This is a genomic window from Fictibacillus fluitans (assembly GCF_030418125.1).
In the GTDB taxonomy this organism is placed as follows: Bacteria; Bacillota; Bacilli; order Bacillales; family Fictibacillaceae; genus Fictibacillus_C; species Fictibacillus_C fluitans.
The window spans coordinates 749168-767407 of sequence record NZ_JAUHTR010000001.1; the positions used below are offsets into that span (position 1 = coordinate 749168).

The window sequence follows — 18240 nt, forward strand, 5'->3', positions numbered from 1 at the left end:
ATACCTTATTTAACTGTACTGTACTTTAAGGGATTTTGTCCATTAAAGCGAAAAAAACACCCCGGGTATAGGGTGTTTTTTAAGGGGCCAAGATTATTGGAGCTGATCTCTCTGCTCGGAAATTTCACTAAGAGCGACACCGGCTTTGGAATCAGATTCTTTATGCACCGCGATATCTCCAAGAGATACGATTCCAACCAGATCACTGTTTTCTACTATAGGAAGACGGCGGATTTGATCTTGCGACATAAGCTTGGAAGCTTCTTCCACACTCATATCTGGCGAACCGGTGATCAGACGGCTGCTCATTACATCAGTCACCTTCGTTGATCCCTGTTTCTTTTCAGCCACAGCGCGGATGACAATATCGCGGTCGGTAATGACCCCAAGAAGTTTTTTCCCTTCACAAACGGGAATCACTCCTACATCGTCCTGCTTCATTTTTACGGCAGTTTCATAAATGCTGTCTTGTGGTGAGCAAGTATCCACATTTGTGGTCATAATGTCTCTTAATGTTTTCATAAGAAATCCTCCCTTTCAATTTTCTCATGTAGTTTGCACCGAGTAAGAAATTTTATACAGGACAGGATATGGGGAAATATTTTGACAACGATTGCATCTTCAAGATTTTCATACTATCATAGAAAAGTAAAGGTTTACATGAACATTGGGAGGTAGTGTAATGGTATTCGAAGAAAGCGGCCTAAAAGGGCAAGTTGTCCAATTTTCAATCCTGGAACATATTATGAATAACCACGGGATCGTCCGGGCTGGACAATGGGATTATGAAAGAATTACATACGATTATAAATTTGAAGACATGACAAATGGAGACGTTTACTACTTGCGCTTCCCTTGCCTCGTGACAGAAGGCGAAATTGAACGCCCTTATGCAAAGGTTGAACTCGGCGATCCATATGTGGGAAAACACTATTACCCGCACGGCGTGGAATATGACGAAGAATTCCCCAAGAATATCGTTGACCACTGCAAAAAGACCATCAACCTGGTTGCTGAAGAGATCAAGTAAGCTTCTGTGCCAGCAACCCTGTTGCTGAAGAAATCAAGTAAGCCTCTTTGCCAGCAACCTTGTTGCTGAAGAAATCAAGTAAGCTTCTTTGCCAGCAACCTTGTTGCTGAAGAAATCAAGTAAGCTTCTTTGCCAGCAACCCTGTTGCTGAAGAAATCAAGTATGCTTCTTTGCCAGCAACCCTGTTGCTGAAGAAATTAAGTAAGCTTCCTTATCAGCAAAAGAATAACCCTTCCCGGTTGGGAAGGGTTATTCTTTTGCTCTGCTTTTTCCGACCGAATAGCCTTCAAACAGCCGTCCGCCATATGGCTCAAGTACGTTGTCGGCGAACCCAATTACCCGCTGCTTTTGTCGGGTTTTGTAATAATCGTCAAAAATTGAGACAAAGCACTCAGCAAACTCTTCATTGAACTCCTTGAGTGCTCTTACAATCCATTTACCTTCCCCGATCCAGCAGCCGTTGACACGGAGAACAAATTCATGTATCTTGGCGGCGAGCCTGGATACCGTAAATAAATCTTCTGCCGGGTTGGTTGATCCTTCAAGATCATCCAGCAAGTTGGTTATTTCATACCGGGCAGAGTCCACTTCCTTGGATTGCCATGGAAGCGGCCCTCTCTTCAGAAGTGCCAGTGCTTCATTTTTAATGGAGGCGGCCTGACCATTATCTTTAAGGATTATCCCTTCTGCACACATTTGTGGAAGCGAAGGACGTGCCCGGTCCCTGTTCTCTCTAAAGAAGTCTTTATACGTATGAAAGCTGTGAACAAACACTTCGATAGGCCAGCCAAATTCGACGAAGGATTTTCGGTACGAATGCTCCAGGCTTCCCTCAAACACAATAATATCCAAATCAGAGCTTTCAGTAGCTTCCCCTCTTACAATGCTTCCAGCTAAAAATACAACTTCTCCTGCAGGAAAATATTGATCAATAAATTTTTTTGCTGCATGTACCGCACTATCTCTTATCGTCATTGGAATGCGCTCCTTAAAAAAAGTCATAAATATAGGGAGTTTGTGTCTGGAGAACCGCTTGCAGCAGATTGATGTCTTCTTCTTTTCCTGAAATTCTCCCGAAGCGGTATAACTGATCCGGCGATTTATAATTGAACAAAATAGCCGTCAGCTCCTGTATGTTCAGGGATACGCCCCTTTGTGGTGTAACCGTGCAGGATGAATTTCCATTTTTCGCCGGGAAAAAGGTAATCTCCTGTTCTCCTTCTTGAAAAGAAATGGAATAGGTTCCTTCATTCCACGGTGCAAACGAGTCCTTAACGTGAAGAAAAAGAGTTCCATTACCCTTGAACGTAAACGGATAATCCTTTAGTGCTTCCAGAACGTTTACAATCCGCCCCATAAAATAGCTGTGCTGTTCTTGATGAATCTTCGTATCACCAAGGTAAAATCCCATTTCATCATCAGGTGGAACCACAATGGTAACATTCTCAATCATCGAATCATGGTTTCCTATAAAATTCCACAGCCCATTAAAACCTTCTTTGTTCAGAAAGATAAATTCTTTTATTTCCATTACATCTTCTTTAATCGAATATACGATATATCCTAGCGCATCTCTTTTGCTGTCTCTATATACCGCTATTTGTTTATTGTTTACTATTTTGTCCTTCCACCAGTCTTCAGTGCGTTTTAGTGTGCCGTTATACCGTATTGCAAATTTTTCATAGATGGAGTTTAGCATTCCCCAATCATCAAAAGCGTGCCGGCCCATCTTCCCTGCTACTTTTTCAAAGGGAGGAAATTGGCTTTTATGTATGTTGTACTTTTTATAATCGCATGTCATTTCCCACCCAAAGCTCCGGTAAAAGGCAACTGAGAACGGATGCAGCATGGAGAGGTAAATCCCTGATTGGTTCATTGTTTCTAAAGCATGCGACAGCAGCTTTCTGACCAGTCCCTTTCTTCTGTTTTCCGGCCAGGTGGCAACACCCGCCAACCCTCCCATTTTAACTGCTTTCCCAGAAAAATAGGCATCAAATGGCAAGAGATGATATTTTGCCAGCAAGTGGTCATCTTCGCCAAAGGCTCCATAAACCGTATTCAGGTCAGTAGCAGTCATGCGCCTTTCAGTTTCCTCAGGGGTCAATGAATATCTAAATGCATATTGTGAAAGCTCTATTGAATTCAGCAATTCGTTGCGGTGAAGATTTCTAATCACTGTTTCTCCTCCTGTTCTGATTACCCATTACTTCGACATCATGCCATTCAAATCATTTTTTTTGCCAAAAAAAAAAGATACCCGGTTGCCCGGTTATCTTTAGGAATTCTTGGCTGCAGCAGTCAATTTGATTTTCACTAAGTCTTCCTTATCTTTAGCCCGTTCTTTTTTCACCCATTTGTAAAAAATGTGGCCAAGCACGGTACCATATACAGCTTCCTGCAACACCTTCATTAAGATTCCACCGGAATTCTGGTCTTCAAGAGGCGGCAGGAAGGAATAAAGCAAAGGTGCATGGGCATAGGTGTTATACATGACGTGGCTTGAAAACATGATGAGCGCACATGCAGGCGTTAATAAGACACCACTTGCAAACACATACCCTACTTTTTTCAATTCTGACAGAGTGGTCAGTTCCTCCACCGGACAGAGGACCGGCCACCACATCGTAAATGCCGTGATGAACAATAGCGAATGGCTCAAAAACATTAACAGACCGTTTGCCATAATTGCATCAAATATCACAGGCATGTGATAAATGGAGAACAAAGCGATAAAGACCAAAATGGCAATTAGAGGCTGAGTCAGGAACCGAATAAGCCTAATCAATATATTGTCCCGGTTCTGCCATTTCGTATAAAAGTCATGCGGCATACCCAGGATAAGAAACGGCGGTGCCACAAGATAGCTGATGGCCATTTCCAGCATATGCACAGTAAATAAGTAATGATGGCCTATTACATTCAGCGGACTTCCTTTGGAAATATAGAGAAAAACAAGTCCAACAGTGAAAAATATTTTTTGCAGCAGCGTTGCTTTTATCTTACTGCTTCGAACTCCGTAAAAGCGGTAATATAGAATCCCAATGACCAGCAGAATCAAAAAAATGTCGGGTCTGAACAGACTGTAAAAACTGAAATCGCTCAGTTTTTCGGGTGCCATCATATGATGGTTCATTATAGCAACTCCTTTCCCACGGAAAGCAGGGATATTCGATAGTTATGAAAAATGGCTGCTGAATCAGCAGCCATTTTTCGTTTTAAGAGGTCCAGATCAATCCTGCAATGCCAACCACCGTAATGGCAGCGAATAAAATACCGCTGATCATCCCCCAAAGAGGAAAATCGTGGCCTTTATGGCTCAAATGCATCCAGATATACAATTGGAAAAATACTTGAACAACAGCAAGCACCAGAATAAACAATACAGCGAACGAATCCGCTACTTTATCACTCCAGATGGCGTAAAAAGCAACCAATGTTAAAAGAATCATCATGATGAAAGAAACGTTATGATGTTTTCTTTCTTCCCTAAATGCAAGCTTTCGCTGCAATGCTTCATTGCGGTGAATATTGGTTTCAGTGTTGTTACGTTCAGCCATTTGTTACCCCACCTTCCCCATAAGATACACTACCGTAAAGATGAACACCCACACGACATCAACAAAGTGCCAGTATAGGGCGAACAAATAATACTTTGGTGCGTTAACAAGGGTGATGCCGCGATTCCAGTTTCGAGCAAGAAGTGTGATGATCCAGAGACAACCAAACGCCACGTGCCCTCCATGGAATCCTACCAGCGTGTAAAAGGCAGAACCAAAGGCACTGCTTGTAAAAGTATGCCCTTCATGCACATATTCCATAAATTCGTACACTTCCAGCCCAAGGAAGGCTAGCCCAAGGATTAGCGTGATAATAAACCATTTTTGCAGGGTGCGTACACGATTTTGTTTTAATGCGAGAACAGCATAAACACTGGTTAAAGAACTTGTTAAAAGCAGCATGGTCGCCAGGAACACGGTAGGGAGCTTGAACAGCTCCTCCGTGGATGGCCCATCCATATTCATATGGCGCAGACCTAGATACGTACCAAATAATGTGGCAAATAAAACAGTTTCCCCGCCAAGGAACAGCCAGAATCCCAAAAACTTGTTTTTTCCTTCGAGGGTGGCTTTTTCGGGATGTTCCGGAAAATTATCATCCGTTAAACGTTGTCCAGCATCCATTATAGCTTAACCCCCTTTAGATCTTCTTCCACTTCTTCTTTATGAATGTGGAAACCATGGTCATCAATAACAGAGCGCAGGAACATGCAGATAAAGGTAATCGCCATCCCGATGACAACGACTGTCATTGTGTCATAAATTAAACCAAATGCAGCTACGAATAATCCTGCTGATATAATCAGCGGCAGAATAGATGGATTCGGCATATGAATGTCACCTACTGGTTCTGCCGGTGTCATGCCTTTGTTTCCTGCTGCTTTTTCAATCCAGAATGCATCCAGACCACGGACAAGAGGCGTTTGGGCAAAGTTGTATTCCGGAGTTGGATACGGGATTGCCCATTCCAATGTGCGGCCATGCCATGGATCTGATGATGGCGCGTATTTTTTAGAAGTGGAAATAATAACATTGATAAACAATACAATGGTTCCAATTGCCATCAGGAATGCACCGATTGTACTGATAAAGTTCAACTGGTCAAGATCCTGCCCGGAAAGATATGTAAATACCCGGCGCGGCATACCCATTAATCCCAAGAAATGCTGTGGGAAGAAGGTAAGGTGGAAGCCGATAAAGAACGTCCAGAAGTGAATTTTCCCAAGCGTTTCATTAAGAACTCGGTTGAACATTCTTGGATACCAGTAATACAATCCGGCAAACAGACCCAGAATTACACCACCAACAATAACGTAGTGGAAATGCGCGACAACAAAATAGCTGTCATGGAACTGATAGTCTGCAGACGGAATGGCAAGCATAACTCCTGTTACCCCGCCCATTACAAAGGTAGGTATGAATCCAACCGCCCATAACATAGCAGTGGAGAAAACGATTCTTCCTCCCCACATAGTGAAGAGCCAGTTGAAGATTTTAACACCGGTCGGTACAGCAATCGCCATCGTTGCTACGGCAAAAATAGAGTTGGCTACTGGTCCAAGACCTACAGTGAACATGTGGTGGACCCAAACCATGAAGCCTAGAAAACCGATAAGCACGGTCGCAAATACCATCGCGCTGTAACCAAAAAGGCGTTTTCTTGAGAAAGTTGCAACCACTTCACTGATTGCTCCAAAGGATGGAAGAATAAGAATATAAACCTCAGGGTGACCAAAGATCCAGAAAATATGCTCCCAGATCAGAATGTTGCCCCCATTGTCCGGATTAAAGAAGTTAGCATCAAAAACCCGTTCAAACATGAGCATAAACAATCCAATCGTTAATGGAGGAAACGCAAACAATATTAATCCGGATGTTACAAATGCTGTCCAGGTGAACAACGGCATACGCATAAAGGTCATCCCTGGTGCACGCATATTGATGATGGTAACAAGGAAGTTAATACCCCCTATTAGCGTACCCGCTCCGGAAATCTGCAAACCAAGCACATAGAAGTCTACACCAGAGCCTTCAGACGTAGTAGACAATGGTGCATATGCTGTCCACCCTGCGTCAGGCGCTCCGCCCAGCAGCCAGCTCAGGTTGAGGAGAACTCCCCCAAAGAAGAACAGCCAGAAACCGAGTGAATTCACGAATGGGAACGCTACGTCCCTTGCTCCGATTTGCAGCGGAACAACTGCATTCATAAAGGCGAATATTAGTGGCATGGCCGCAAAGAAAATCATTGTGGTTCCATGCATCGTAAGCAATTGGTTAAAAGTTTCAGCTGCTACAAAATCATTTTCCGGTTTGAACAGCTGAATTCGCATGAACATCGCTTCAAGTCCACCGATGATGAAGAAGAATCCCCCGGCAATTAGGTAAAGTATACCTATTTTCTTGTGATCGACAGTAGTGAGCCAGTCCATCAGCCCGCTTCTCTTTTTATGACTTGCATGAGTAGACACCTTTTTACCTCCCTTTTTACAAACAGCTCCTAATGTCTATTGAAGTTTTAGACTAAGAAGATAGTCAGCAACTGCATCAACTTCTTCATCGTTAAGGGGCACGTTCGGCATGTTGTTGCCAGGTTTTACTTTTTGAGGATTTTCAATCCACTTTTTCACGTTATCTTTATCGTGCTCAAGAACACCAGCTACCCGCTCTTTGTCCCCAAATCCTGTCAGGTTAGGACCGGTTGCTCCGCCCTCTTTACCTACAGCATGGCAGGACAGGCAGTTCTTTTGAAAGATCTTTTGCCCTTCAGCAGCATTGCCGGTAGCTTTTCCGCTTGCTTTTTTGAATGAGCTTACCCAGGCCTGGTACTTATCTTTGGATACGACCTTTACTTTGAAATCCATCAGGGCATGCGATGCTCCGCAAAGCTCGGCACATTTGCCCTTGTAAACCTGCTCCTTGCTTCCTGTCTCGATCCACATGTAGTTTTTGCTGCCGTCACCAGGGTTGGTGTCCGTTTTTCCGGCAAGTGAAGGAATCCAGAATGAATGGATAACATCAGCAGAAGAAAGTTCTACATGAACCTTCGTATTCACCGGAAGTACAAGCTCCTGAGACGTAATAATTTCCTCTTTCGGATACTCAAACTCCCACCAATATTGATGGCCCGTAACTTTGAGCGCCAATTCACCCTTTTTCGGCTTTTCTTTTGCTGAAAGATCAAAGGTTTGCATGACCGTTGGGACCGCAAGTATGATCAACAGCAAAATAGGAATGGCTGTCCAAAGAATTTCAAGCAAATGATTCCCTTCCACTTGTTCAGGGATGGTATCATCACCTTTGCGCTTTCTGAACTTAATAATTACAAATACATAAATTACAAAAACGACCAACAAAACAAAGATCATGATTGCCAAGCTGAGAACCATTAATGAATATTGCTTGTCAGCTACTTCACCCTGCGGCATAAGCGCAGAAAGCGTTGGATCACCGCAACCCATCAAGAGAAGCGCCAACATTGCAAACAAAGGAACCAGCCGCCCTTTACGCAGCAATTTTTTCATCACTTCATAAAACCCCACTTTCTCGTTGTAGTTCAGCTGTTATTATCTATAACCTGCTTAACATAAACGTCCAATGTCTCATTTACATTAAGCAGCAAATAGCAGGAAAAATGTAAGCCCTTTTATGTAAAAGGTCTTTAATATCCGGATTTTTCTGTAAGGGGACTCCTTGTAAAATCCAGTATTATATGTTTACGAGAATCATCGCAACAAAGAGAATCGTCAAATAGTTAAGAGAATAGACAAACATTTGTCTTGCCCATTTGATGTCATTCGTTGACCTGAGACCGGATAAACCAAGGGCCAGCCAGCCAATACCCATGATGGCAGCGAGAATGGTATATACTTTGCCAAATGGATACAGATAGAGAGAGACTGGAATTAAAGCGGATACATACCAAATTATTTGGCGCTTTGTCATTTTGAATCCCGACACAACTGGAAGCATTGGAATGCCAGCATTTCTGTATTCTTCGCATCGCTTCATGGCGAGGGCAAGAAAATGGGGAGGCTGCCATAAGAACAGGATCAAGAAGAGGATCCAGGCTGTATGAGCAAGGCCCGGGTCAACTGCTGCCCACCCGATCAAAGGCGGCATTGCACCGGAAATCCCTCCAATCACCGTGTTGATGGAATAGGTCCTCTTCAGCCACATCGTATATACAACCACGTATACGAATAGTCCAATCAGTCCAAAGACAGCGGCTGTTAGCGTTGTCATTGCAAGAAAGATGACGCCAAGGGCAGATAAAATAATTCCCATCCACAAAGCCTGATTAGCTTCTATTTTCCCGGTTACAGTCGGTCTTTCCTTTGTTCGTTCCATCAGCCCGTCAATATCACGGTCTATGTAATTGTTAAGACTGCATCCACCGGCAATGACAAGGGCTGAGCCTATTACGGCCAATGACAGAACAGCAAGTTCATCCATAAACTGCAGATGGTTGTACTTGATTGCAAGAAAGGATCCTGCAAAGACGGTAATGAGGTTGGAAATTACTATTCCTATTTTCGCAAGGGTCAGATAGTCTCTCCACGTACCTGACGGATTTGCTTCGGTTAAAGAGACCGGCTTGACTGCTTTATCAGCCGCTCCAAGGGTTGTTTCCGTTTTGCTCACCGCATACACCTCCTTTACAGGTAAGTTTCCATCCATTTCAAAATTATCCATTTAAAATGCCATATTTTATTCTAAATAGTAATGAAACGGAAATCAATATGTAAAATGCCTATCTTTTTTCACATAATGTCGAAATTTATCACATAATGATGTGATATGATAGACAGGTTTCAAAATCATTATAAAACAATTTAGAAGGTTTGTATACTTCATCCCAGACACCTCAAGCTCCCTATCATAACTATGATTTGGGAGGCATTGGCATATGTTTAAATTTTAACAAATTTGTGAATTTTCTTGTCGATGCCCCGCCCCGCCAAAAAAGAAGCTGATAAGGAGAACGGCAACATTCTCTTTACCAGCTTCTTTAGGCACTACGAACTATTTTTCAAGCTCGATCAATAAATCTCCCGGACTAATAGCTTCACTGCTGCTTGCATAAATCTCTTTTATTACTCCGTCGAATGGAGCCTGTACCGTCGTTTCCATCTTCATGGCTTCCGTGATCATTAAGTGATCTCCCTTATTGACCTTTTCTCCTTTTTCCACAAGTACCTTTACGACAGTCCCTGGCATCCCAGCACCAATATGGGCCGGATTGGCCGGATCTATTTTTTTCTTGACTGCAATGGCAGATTTTATGCTTTCATCTTTGATGATCACTTCACGAGGCTGTCCGTTTAATTCAAAATACACGACCCGGGTACCATCAAGCTGTGGTTCACCGACGGAAACCAGACGGACAATCAGAGTTTTCCCCTGTTCGATCTCCACCTCCAGTTCTTCTCCCAGACTCATTCCATAAAAGAAGGTCGGTGTGTCAAGAACTGAAAGATCGCCAAATTGGCCAAACATTTTTTCCCTGTCCAAAAATACCTTTGGATACAGCGCATACGACAAGGCGTCAAAACTTGTGACTTGCCGGTTGAGTTTATGAAAAAGGGTTTCCTTAATATCCAGGAAGTCCGCTGCTTCAAGCAATTCTCCCGGCCGTCTGGTAATGTGTTCCCTTCCTTTCAGGATCAACTGCTGAAGCTCTTTAGGGAACCCCTGGTAGGGCTGCCCGATGTACCCTTGAAAAAACTCGACAACAGAATCAGGAAAATCCAGCTTCGCTCCCTGATCGTATACGTCAACCTCGCTCAACTGGTTTTGAACCATAAACAAAGCCATATCACCCACTACTTTGGATGAAGGTGTAACTTTAACCACATCACCAAACATATCGTTCACACGCCGGTACATTTGCTTGACAAGGTCCCACTTTTCTTCCAGGCCGACCGCTTTGGCCTGCTGCTTTAAATTGCTGAATTGTCCGCCGGGCATTTCATGTTCATAGACTTCGGGATCCGGTGCATTCATGCCGCTTTCAAAACCTTGATAATAGTGACGGACATCCTCCCAATAGGAGCTTAGATGCTGCAGATTATTGATATTCGCCTCCGGCTGGCGTTCGTGTCCGGACAAGGCATAATATAAAGAATTGGCTGAAGGCTGAGAGGTCCCTCCTGCCATCGAGCTGATCGCAACGTCTACAATGTCCACACCAGCATCTATGACTTTGGAATAGGTGAAAATACCATTTCCGCTCGTATCATGGGTATGGAGATGAATAGGAATTTCCACGTTCTCCTTCAACCGGGAAACCAGTTCATAGGCAGCCTCCGGCTTAAGCAAGCCTGCCATGTCTTTTATGCCGAGTATATGTGCCCCTGATGCTTCCAGCTCCTTCGCCATATCAATATAATATTGTGCATTATATTTGGTACGGCCGGCATCCAGGATGTCACCGGTATAGCATACTGCTGCCTCAGCAACCTTTCCGCTTCTTCGCACCGAATCAATGGCAACTGTCATGCCTTCAACCCAGTTAAGGCTGTCGAAGATGCGGAATACATCAATTCCCGCTTCACTGGATTTTTCAACAAACTCTTCAATAACATTGTCCGGGTAATTTTTATAACCCACCGCATTGGATGCCCTCAGAAGCATCTGAAACAATATGTTGGGAACTTTATCGCGAAGCTTCAACAGCCTTTCCCAAGGATCTTCATTTAAAAAACGATAAGCAACATCAAACGTCGCCCCTCCCCACATCTCCATTGAAAACATAGAAGGCCATAGTTTCGCCGTCGGTTCTGCCACCTGGAGAAGATCGTGCGTCCTTACCCTTGTGGCCAAAAGAGACTGGTGGCTGTCACGGAACGTAGTATCAGTCAGCAGGACGTTCTTTTGTTCCTGTATCCAATGAGCCAGTCCTTCTGCCCCTTTTTGTTCAAGAATTTGCTTGGTCCCCTCGGGATACAGTTCGGATAGTAAACCGGACGGTACACGCGGCTTTTGAAAAGCTTTCGTTTTTACTTTTTCGAGCCCCGGAAACCCATTAATCGTCGTAGAACCAATGTAACTGAGCATCTTTGTTCCGCGGTCTTTTTTCTTTGGAAAAATAAACAGCTCACTGGAGGTGTCAATAAAAGACGTGTCATAATCCCCTGAAAGGAATGACTCATGGGTAACAACATTTTCAAGGAAATCAATATTGGTCTTGATTCCCCTTATTCGAAATTCTTTTAAGTTCCTCAGCATCTTGGCTGCTGCCTGTTCAAAGGTAAGCGCCCAGGTTGAAAGCTTAACAAGCAATGAATCATAGTGAGGTGTGATTATTGCCCCCTGAAATCCGTTCCCGGCATCTAGCCTTACCCCAAAACCGCCGCCTGACCGGTATACATTGATCCTCCCGGTATCGGGCATAAACTGGTTGGCTGGGTCCTCTGTAGTCACCCTGCACTGGATGGCATATCCGTGGCAGGCAATCTCTTCCTGCTTTGGAACACCAATCACGTCGCCATGGAGTTCATTTCCCTGCGCAATCAAGATTTGTGACTGAACAATGTCCACACCGGTAACCATTTCTGTAATGGTATGCTCAACCTGAACCCTTGGATTAACTTCAATAAAATAGAATTCACCGCTGTTTGTTACCAAAAACTCCACTGTTCCTGCATTCAAATAGTTAATATGTGACATAAGCTGAACAGCAGCTTCGCAGATCTCTTGACGCAGACCCTTATCAAGACCGACACTCGGCGCTACCTCGACCACCTTTTGATGTCTCCTTTGAACCGAACAGTCCCTTTCAAAGAGATGGACGATATTTCCTGAGGAATCCGCAAGTATTTGAACCTCGATATGTTTTGGTTTTTCGATAAACTTTTCCACATAAACCTGATCCTCGCCAAATGCAGCTTTTGCTTCAGATTTGGCGCGTTCATAGCCTTCGGCGAGTGAATTTTCGTTTCGTACGATCCTCATGCCTCTTCCGCCGCCGCCGAGCGAGGCTTTTATGATAACGGGATAGCCATGCGCTTCGGCAAAATTCTTAACTTCTTCCAAACTGTCTACCGGACCATCGCTCCCCGGTATAACCGGCAATCCGGCACTTACCGCCACTTCTCTTGCTTTCACTTTGTCACCAAACATAATCAGATGCTCTTCTTTGGGTCCAATAAAAAATATCTTTTCCTCGGCGCAGCGTTTTGCAAAATGAATGTTCTCGGATAAAAATCCATATCCGGGGTGAATCGCATCAATTCCGTTCTTTTTTGCAATAGCGATGATACCTTCAATATCCAGATAAGCATCAATCGGCTTTTTTCCTTCTCCGACCAGATAGGCTTCATCTGCTTTGTACCGATGATAAGACCCTGAATCTTCTTTTGAATATACGGCTACCGTCCGGATCCCCAATTCCGTGCAGGCACGGAAAATGCGAATAGCAATCTCGCCGCGGTTAGCAACGAGTATCTTTCTGATCTGCTTTTGTGACATCGGTATCTCTCCCTCTTTTTCACCGGATTTCAGACCGCTCGCAAATCTCCTTTTACTGGGGCTTGTTCCGGATTTTGATGCTTCCTTTTATAATTCACATGACAGGATATATTGACGAGAATCCCCATGGAAATTAACAGCAATACTAGAGATGAACCACCATAAGAAATAAACGGCAGCGGGACACCGGTAACCGGTAAAAGGCCAATGGCAGCACCAAGGTTGACAGTCGCCTGAATGCCAACCATTCCCGAGATGCCAAATGCGAGCAGGCTGCCGTATGTATCCCTGCTCCGCAAACCAGTAATAAATCCTTTGATTACGACAAAAGCAATTAAACCAACAACAGCCGCCACACCCCAAAAGCCGAGTTCTTCAGAAATGACAGCAATAATGAAATCGGTGTGCGGTTCAGGTAAAAATCCGTACTTTTGAATGCTTTGTCCGAGTCCTGTGCCCGATAATCCGCCATGGCCGATTGCCAGATAGGAGTTTACAAGCTGAAATCCTTTTCCTTCAGGATCAGAAAAAGGCGCATACGCGGCCGTAAACCTCGACTTCTGTTCATCTGAGAGAACCTGTGAACCGAGAGCAATGATCACTACAGCTGATATGATCAACAGCAGCTTATGGACTGGCTTCATTCCAGAACTTAAAATAATGACACCTGTAGTGGCAGCAATGATCATGCCTGTCCCCAAATCAGGCTGTTTCATAATCAGTATAAAAATAATACCGAATATACTGATGGGCGGAGCACTTGCTGCAAAATTTTCGAGTTTGTCTTTTTTCTTCGAGAAAATAGCTGCCAGATAGATCGTCAGTCCCAGTTTGACAAATTCAGAAGGCTGGAATCCGATGCCTCCTATATCAATCCAGCTCTGCGCATTGTTCGTAGTACGTCCGATAAAAAGAACAGCCACCAATAGCGCGATTGACCCAAAAACGATAGGAACAATCAATTTTTTATAGAGCTGATAGGGAATGATCATTGCGATCAGGAAGCAAAACAAACCAGCAACGAGAAAGACAAGCTGCCGTACAAAAAAGAAGCTGCTTTCATAGCCGAAACGGTTAATCGAAACAATAATACTTGCACTGTACACCATGACAAGCCCGATTGCACACAACAGCAAAATAGCAATGACAAGTGAATAGTCATAGTGGCGAAACATTTTCTTTAACATGCTCTTACATCCTTTATGTAGTCTTTTCCCTAACAGTTTTCGTACCTGCCCTACACTTTCCCACTGTATGATGAAGTTAAAAATAGTTTAACACACATTAATGCCACAAAATAAAAAAACTCAAACCATTCACCGACGGTTTGAGTCATTTATTATTTCCGCATGGATGCTTCATGCAAAGCGGTTAGCTGTCGCTCAAGTGATTCTAGCAAACCTTTCCCATCTTCTTCATCCACCAGGTTCAGCCTTACTGCAAAATCAATCTCCCGGGAGAGTCCGAACATTTGGGTATCCAGCACTTCCTCATAGAGGGGACATTGCGGCATTGTCAGGTTTTCCATCTGCACTTCGATTAATTTCAGAATCTTCGCTGCATCTGCCTGTAACAGTTCAAATGCCTTTTCACGATGTCCTGTTGCCATCTCAGGTGACAATATAATCCCTCCGTTCTACTCTGGCTTTCTACTCTTTAATATAGCGTGATACAGGCAAAAAATCAACAAATTACCGTATTATGCTTATTCATGTTAGAATGTATGAGGATATAACATAACTATACAACAAATAGGAGCTTGGTACTATGGATTTTGTTCTGGAGTTGACGGGAAACGTAAAATACAAACTTGCCATCGATCCGGGTGTTTTTATTTTTGATGAAAGAAAGTTTGATCTGACCACCTATTTCAACCGTGACGAGGATCTTGAAAGTGAAGAAGAAAAATATTTAAAAGCAGTGTCCTCCCACTGGGACAGAGAATTAACTGAAGGTTCTGCCCCTCCGGAGAAAAAAAACAAACCGAATAAGTCGTTAAAAGAAACGATTTCAACCGGTACGTTTGCCATTGCCTTGTCCCATTTTATTAAAAATGCCCAGCCTGATTCCAATGCCTCTGTCCTTGAAGTTCAATCTTTAGACGGAAATCTGGAAATGGCACTTGAAGAAGGCATGAAAGCCATTCTTGGATTCTCATTAGAGGGAAAACCGCTTAGGGAAGACGGCCCGGTCCATTTTTATTATGGCGACGGAAGAAACAAGGATAATCCAGTAAAAAACATACGAAAATTTATTATTAAATAAACCTGATGCCCTGCATCAGGTTTATTTAATAACCGGATTAAAGCAAATCGGCTGCCAGCTGTGCAAGGCTTGATCGCTCACCTTTCTCAAGCCGCACATGTCCACTTATGCTCTGATCTTTGAATTTTTCAACTACATATGTGAGCCCGTTCGTAAATTCATCCAAATAGGGATGATCAATTTGTTTTGGATCTCCCAAAAGTATCACTTTGCTACCTTCTCCCACCCGTGTAAGAATCGTCTTCACCTCATGCTTGGTCAGGTTCTGAGCCTCATCGATGATGATAAATTGATCCGGGAGACTCCTGCCCCGTATATAGGTGAGTGCCTCAACATGAATAGAACCGATTCCAGCAAGAATTTTTTCCAGCTCCCCCTGTTTTTTTGCATTAAATAAATACTCTAAATTATCATAGATAGGCTGCATCCAGGGTTTCAGCTTTTCATCCTTTTCCCCGGGCAGATATCCAATATCTTTTCCTACCGGTACAATGGGCCGCGCAATAAACAGCTTAATATAATTTTTCAGGTCTTCAGTCTGAAGCAAGCCCGCAGCCAGTGTCAGGAGTGTTTTCCCGGTACCCGCCTTGCCGATCAGCGTCACAAGGTGTACATCGTTTCTCAACAGCAATTCAATGGCCATCTTTTGCTGGACATTCCTGGGTTTGATGCCCCAAACCGAATCTCCGTCAAAAAGAAGAGGCTTGATTTTCTTTCCGTTATCTTCCACCCTTGCCAGGGCCGAGACTGAACTTCTGTAAAGATCCTTCATAATCAAAAACTGGTGGGGATAAAAGGAATGATTAGCTATCTCAATTGTCGCCAGCTCATGCTTTTCGTAAAATTTATCGAGCACTTCGCTCGCTACATAAATTTCTTTATAGCCCAGGTACGTTTGTTCATCCCTGTCCACCACCCGGTCACTTAAAAAATCTTCGGCCTGAATGCCTAAGGCGTCAGCTTTAACTCTCACAAGAACGTCTTTGCTGACCAGAATAACCTCTTTCCCATTTTCTTTTCCTTTTTCTTCAACTGCCAGGTTCAGTGCAACCGCAAGTATCCGGTTGTCATTTGTATGTTCAGAGAAGGTTTCCTGAAGCCTCTGGAATGATTTATGATTCAGCTCCACGCGCAATGTGCCGCCATGATCCAGCGGGATATTTTCATGAAGCTTCCCCTTCGTTCTTAGCTTATCGATGAGCCTTGATACTTCACGTGCGTTTCTTCCGATTTCATCCATGTATCTTTTTTTCGAATCCACTTCTTCAAGTACAATTGCCGGAATTACCACTTCTTGATTGCCAAATGAGAATATAGAATACGGATCCTGTAAAAGAACGTTAGTATCAAGGACATATATTTTATCCAATCCTACACAGCCTCCTGACATTATTTGTTAATAATGGGCAGTGTTAATATTAAAACGGAAAATACGGTGCGTATAACCCCGGCGGTTGTATGGCTCTGCCGGGACGGACTATAATTCAATGTATGAACACAGCAATAAAGTTAGAAGGAATCAATGTAAATTGCAGAAAAAAGAACCACAACACCCTCCTTTCTTTGTTTCTGAACCATTCAGAGAATGATTGTTTCTTAACGCCCATTTTTTGCTATAATAAGAACAGCACCAAAAAATAGAGGTGAATGTATTATGCGTGTAAAATGTGTATTGTGTGATTCCATTCAATCCATCGAAGATCAATCCTCACTGGCCAAGCGGCTGAGAAATCGGCCAATTCACACCTTTATGTGTGAAAAATGCCAGGAGCGTATTACTGATAAAACCCATAAAAGAATAGCAACCGGGAATTTTCTCTTGTACCGGACACCTGACAAAGAAAATGAATGGTAAATCTGTTGCTGCCGGCCTGTGGGCCGGCTTTCTTTCGGGGTGTGTGCTGGGTTTCTTTCTTTTAAGTGTACAGCTGGTAACTGGTGTCCGTGTTTACACCCTTCTTATTAATATTGATTTCATGCCTTTCCTTCTCCCCCTTTTCTCTTCAGAATGGTCACAGTTTTTATTGCATTTGCTTGTCTCCTGCATTATTGGTATGACTGCCGTTTATCTTAGCTTTCGCCTTTCTTGGAATTACTGGCGGATCTCCTTTTCGCTCAGTCTGTTCGCTGCCTTATTATACTTCCCCCTGACAAAACTGTCCGTCACTCCGGCCCCTGCTTGGAACGACTGGGTTGCCATCCTGTTCTGGTTTTCGGGGCATATGCTGTATGCTGTCGTTTTGGCTGGCCTGATTCAAAATAAAAAACGCCCTGACATGGATTGCTCTCCATGATCAGGGCGTTTTTAATTATATTTGGGTTCTGCTTCGATGGATTCCCATAAAGCATCAATGTAGTCACGGGGGAATGACGTTTTATGGCGGGTGGTTTCAATCATGAATCCCACTTCATAGTTCTCTTCCTGCAGATTAACTGAAAGATTTAAAACATGGTGATCTTCGCGCAGGATTTCGTCAAAAAACTGTAAGGTTTCTTTTGCAGCTTGATCTTCTGGTCGTTCCTCTGCCACTTTTTTGATACTAAGCCAATTGTAAAGCGCGTCCTGCAAGGTCATTATTTTGCTCCTTAAAGGTTTTCGGCTTTATTACTGCGTTTGCTTTGATGCAGGCGGACTTTATAAATAATAAGCACCGCAGCTGCACATAGCAGGCCTTCCGCTACCGGCAGGCCGATTCCAAAAAACGTAAGCGGAAAACATCCCAGCACCAAAAGAATATATATAACAGCTGATTTCAATGGAGGAAGCTTTTTAGCAAACCCAAGCTTATAGACGAGAATCGTCAATAACGTGATTACCAGATACAACAAAAAGAATCCTGCTACCGGATGCTCATTGATTCCTAAGAGAAGTGCGATGGGTGAAGAATCTTCACCCGTCGCAGACATGACCTTTTTATC

General features: G+C 43.5%; 19 protein-coding genes. 4 read left to right on the forward strand and 15 right to left on the reverse strand.

Annotation, left to right across the window (positions count from 1 at the left end):
• Positions 1–93 precede the first annotated feature (93 nt).
• Positions 94–522: a CBS domain-containing protein gene (locus QYB97_RS03645; protein ID WP_301164576.1), complete on the reverse strand. Its 429-nt coding sequence runs from the start codon at positions 520–522 to the stop codon at positions 94–96.
• Positions 523–682: 160 nt separating this feature from the next.
• Between QYB97_RS03645 and QYB97_RS03650 the strand changes: the two genes are divergently transcribed.
• Entirely contained in the window at positions 683–1030 is a 348-nt protein-coding gene (locus QYB97_RS03650) for a YugN family protein (protein ID WP_301164577.1), read from the forward strand.
• A 249-nt stretch (positions 1031–1279) separates the two neighbouring features.
• Here the strand turns inward: QYB97_RS03650 and QYB97_RS03655 are convergent, their stop codons facing one another.
• The 11 genes from QYB97_RS03655 to QYB97_RS03705 form a co-directional block, all read right to left on the reverse strand.
• Entirely contained in the window at positions 1280–2005 is a 726-nt protein-coding gene (locus QYB97_RS03655) for a nucleotidyltransferase domain-containing protein (RefSeq protein WP_301164578.1), read from the reverse strand.
• Between the two features lie 13 nt (positions 2006–2018).
• Positions 2019–3206 carry a GNAT family N-acetyltransferase gene (locus QYB97_RS03660; protein ID WP_301164579.1) on the reverse strand — a complete coding sequence of 396 codons (1188 nt, stop codon included), beginning with the start codon at positions 3204–3206 and terminating at the stop codon, positions 2019–2021.
• Between the two features lie 99 nt (positions 3207–3305).
• Complete coding sequence (locus tag QYB97_RS03665) at positions 3306–4163, reverse strand: cytochrome c oxidase assembly protein (protein ID WP_301164580.1); 858 nt, start codon at positions 4161–4163, stop codon at positions 3306–3308.
• A gap of 82 nt (positions 4164–4245) precedes the next feature.
• A complete protein-coding gene (locus tag QYB97_RS03670) occupies positions 4246–4587 on the reverse strand; it encodes a cytochrome C oxidase subunit IV family protein (RefSeq protein ID WP_301164581.1) in 342 nt (113 codons plus the stop codon).
• Between the two features lie 3 nt (positions 4588–4590).
• Positions 4591–5211 (reverse strand): cytochrome (ubi)quinol oxidase subunit III, encoded by a 621-nt coding sequence (locus QYB97_RS03675; protein ID WP_301164582.1) that lies wholly within the window; start codon positions 5209–5211, stop codon positions 4591–4593.
• Positions 5211–7016 carry a cytochrome c oxidase subunit I gene (gene ctaD, locus QYB97_RS03680; protein ID WP_301164914.1) on the reverse strand — a complete coding sequence of 602 codons (1806 nt, stop codon included), beginning with the start codon at positions 7014–7016 and terminating at the stop codon, positions 5211–5213. The genes QYB97_RS03675 and ctaD overlap by 1 nt, the downstream gene beginning before the upstream one ends.
• A 75-nt stretch (positions 7017–7091) precedes the next feature.
• Positions 7092–8108 carry a cytochrome c oxidase subunit II gene (coxB, locus tag QYB97_RS03685; protein WP_301164915.1) on the reverse strand — a complete coding sequence of 339 codons (1017 nt, stop codon included), beginning with the start codon at positions 8106–8108 and terminating at the stop codon, positions 7092–7094.
• A gap of 184 nt (positions 8109–8292) precedes the next feature.
• Entirely contained in the window at positions 8293–9228 is a 936-nt protein-coding gene (gene cyoE, locus QYB97_RS03690; RefSeq protein WP_301164583.1) for a heme o synthase, read from the reverse strand.
• Between the two features lie 381 nt (positions 9229–9609).
• On the reverse strand, positions 9610–13056 hold the full coding sequence (gene pyc / locus QYB97_RS03695) for a pyruvate carboxylase (protein ID WP_301164584.1): 3447 nt from the start codon (positions 13054–13056) through the stop codon (positions 9610–9612).
• A gap of 29 nt (positions 13057–13085) precedes the next feature.
• Positions 13086–14243, reverse strand: a complete 1158-nt coding sequence (gene ftsW / locus QYB97_RS03700; RefSeq protein ID WP_301164585.1) for a putative lipid II flippase FtsW — start codon at positions 14241–14243, stop codon at positions 13086–13088.
• Positions 14244–14395: 152 nt separating this feature from the next.
• Positions 14396–14677: an Fpa/YlaN family protein gene (locus tag QYB97_RS03705; RefSeq protein WP_061969177.1), complete on the reverse strand. Its 282-nt coding sequence runs from the start codon at positions 14675–14677 to the stop codon at positions 14396–14398.
• 146 nt (positions 14678–14823) lie between these two features.
• Between QYB97_RS03705 and QYB97_RS03710 the strand changes: the two genes are divergently transcribed.
• Complete coding sequence (locus QYB97_RS03710; protein WP_301164586.1) at positions 14824–15321, forward strand: peptidyl-prolyl cis-trans isomerase; 498 nt, start codon at positions 14824–14826, stop codon at positions 15319–15321.
• Positions 15322–15358: 37 nt separating this feature from the next.
• On the opposite strand, the gene QYB97_RS03715 is transcribed toward QYB97_RS03710, so the two are convergent.
• Positions 15359–16690 (reverse strand): PhoH family protein, encoded by a 1332-nt coding sequence (locus tag QYB97_RS03715; protein ID WP_425589753.1) that lies wholly within the window; start codon positions 16688–16690, stop codon positions 15359–15361.
• 285 nt (positions 16691–16975) lie between these two features.
• On the opposite strand from QYB97_RS03715, the gene QYB97_RS03720 reads away from it, so the two are divergent.
• Both QYB97_RS03720 and QYB97_RS03725 read left to right on the forward strand, forming a co-directional pair.
• The gene (locus QYB97_RS03720; protein WP_301164588.1) at positions 16976–17176 is read left to right on the forward strand and encodes a YlaI family protein; all 201 of its coding nucleotides are present in this window, start codon (positions 16976–16978) and stop codon (positions 17174–17176) included.
• The gene (locus QYB97_RS03725) at positions 17166–17615 is read left to right on the forward strand and encodes a hypothetical protein (protein WP_301164589.1); all 450 of its coding nucleotides are present in this window, start codon (positions 17166–17168) and stop codon (positions 17613–17615) included. Before QYB97_RS03720 ends, QYB97_RS03725 begins: the two co-directional genes overlap by 11 nt.
• A gap of 11 nt (positions 17616–17626) precedes the next feature.
• Here QYB97_RS03725 and QYB97_RS03730 read toward each other — a convergent pair whose 3' ends face one another.
• Together QYB97_RS03730 and QYB97_RS03735 are read right to left on the reverse strand one after the other, a co-directional pair.
• On the reverse strand, positions 17627–17896 hold the full coding sequence (locus QYB97_RS03730; protein WP_301164590.1) for a hypothetical protein: 270 nt from the start codon (positions 17894–17896) through the stop codon (positions 17627–17629).
• Positions 17897–17907: 11 nt separating this feature from the next.
• Positions 17908–18228, reverse strand: a complete 321-nt coding sequence (locus QYB97_RS03735) for a YlaH-like family protein (protein ID WP_301164916.1) — start codon at positions 18226–18228, stop codon at positions 17908–17910.
• Positions 18229–18240 lie beyond the last annotated feature (12 nt).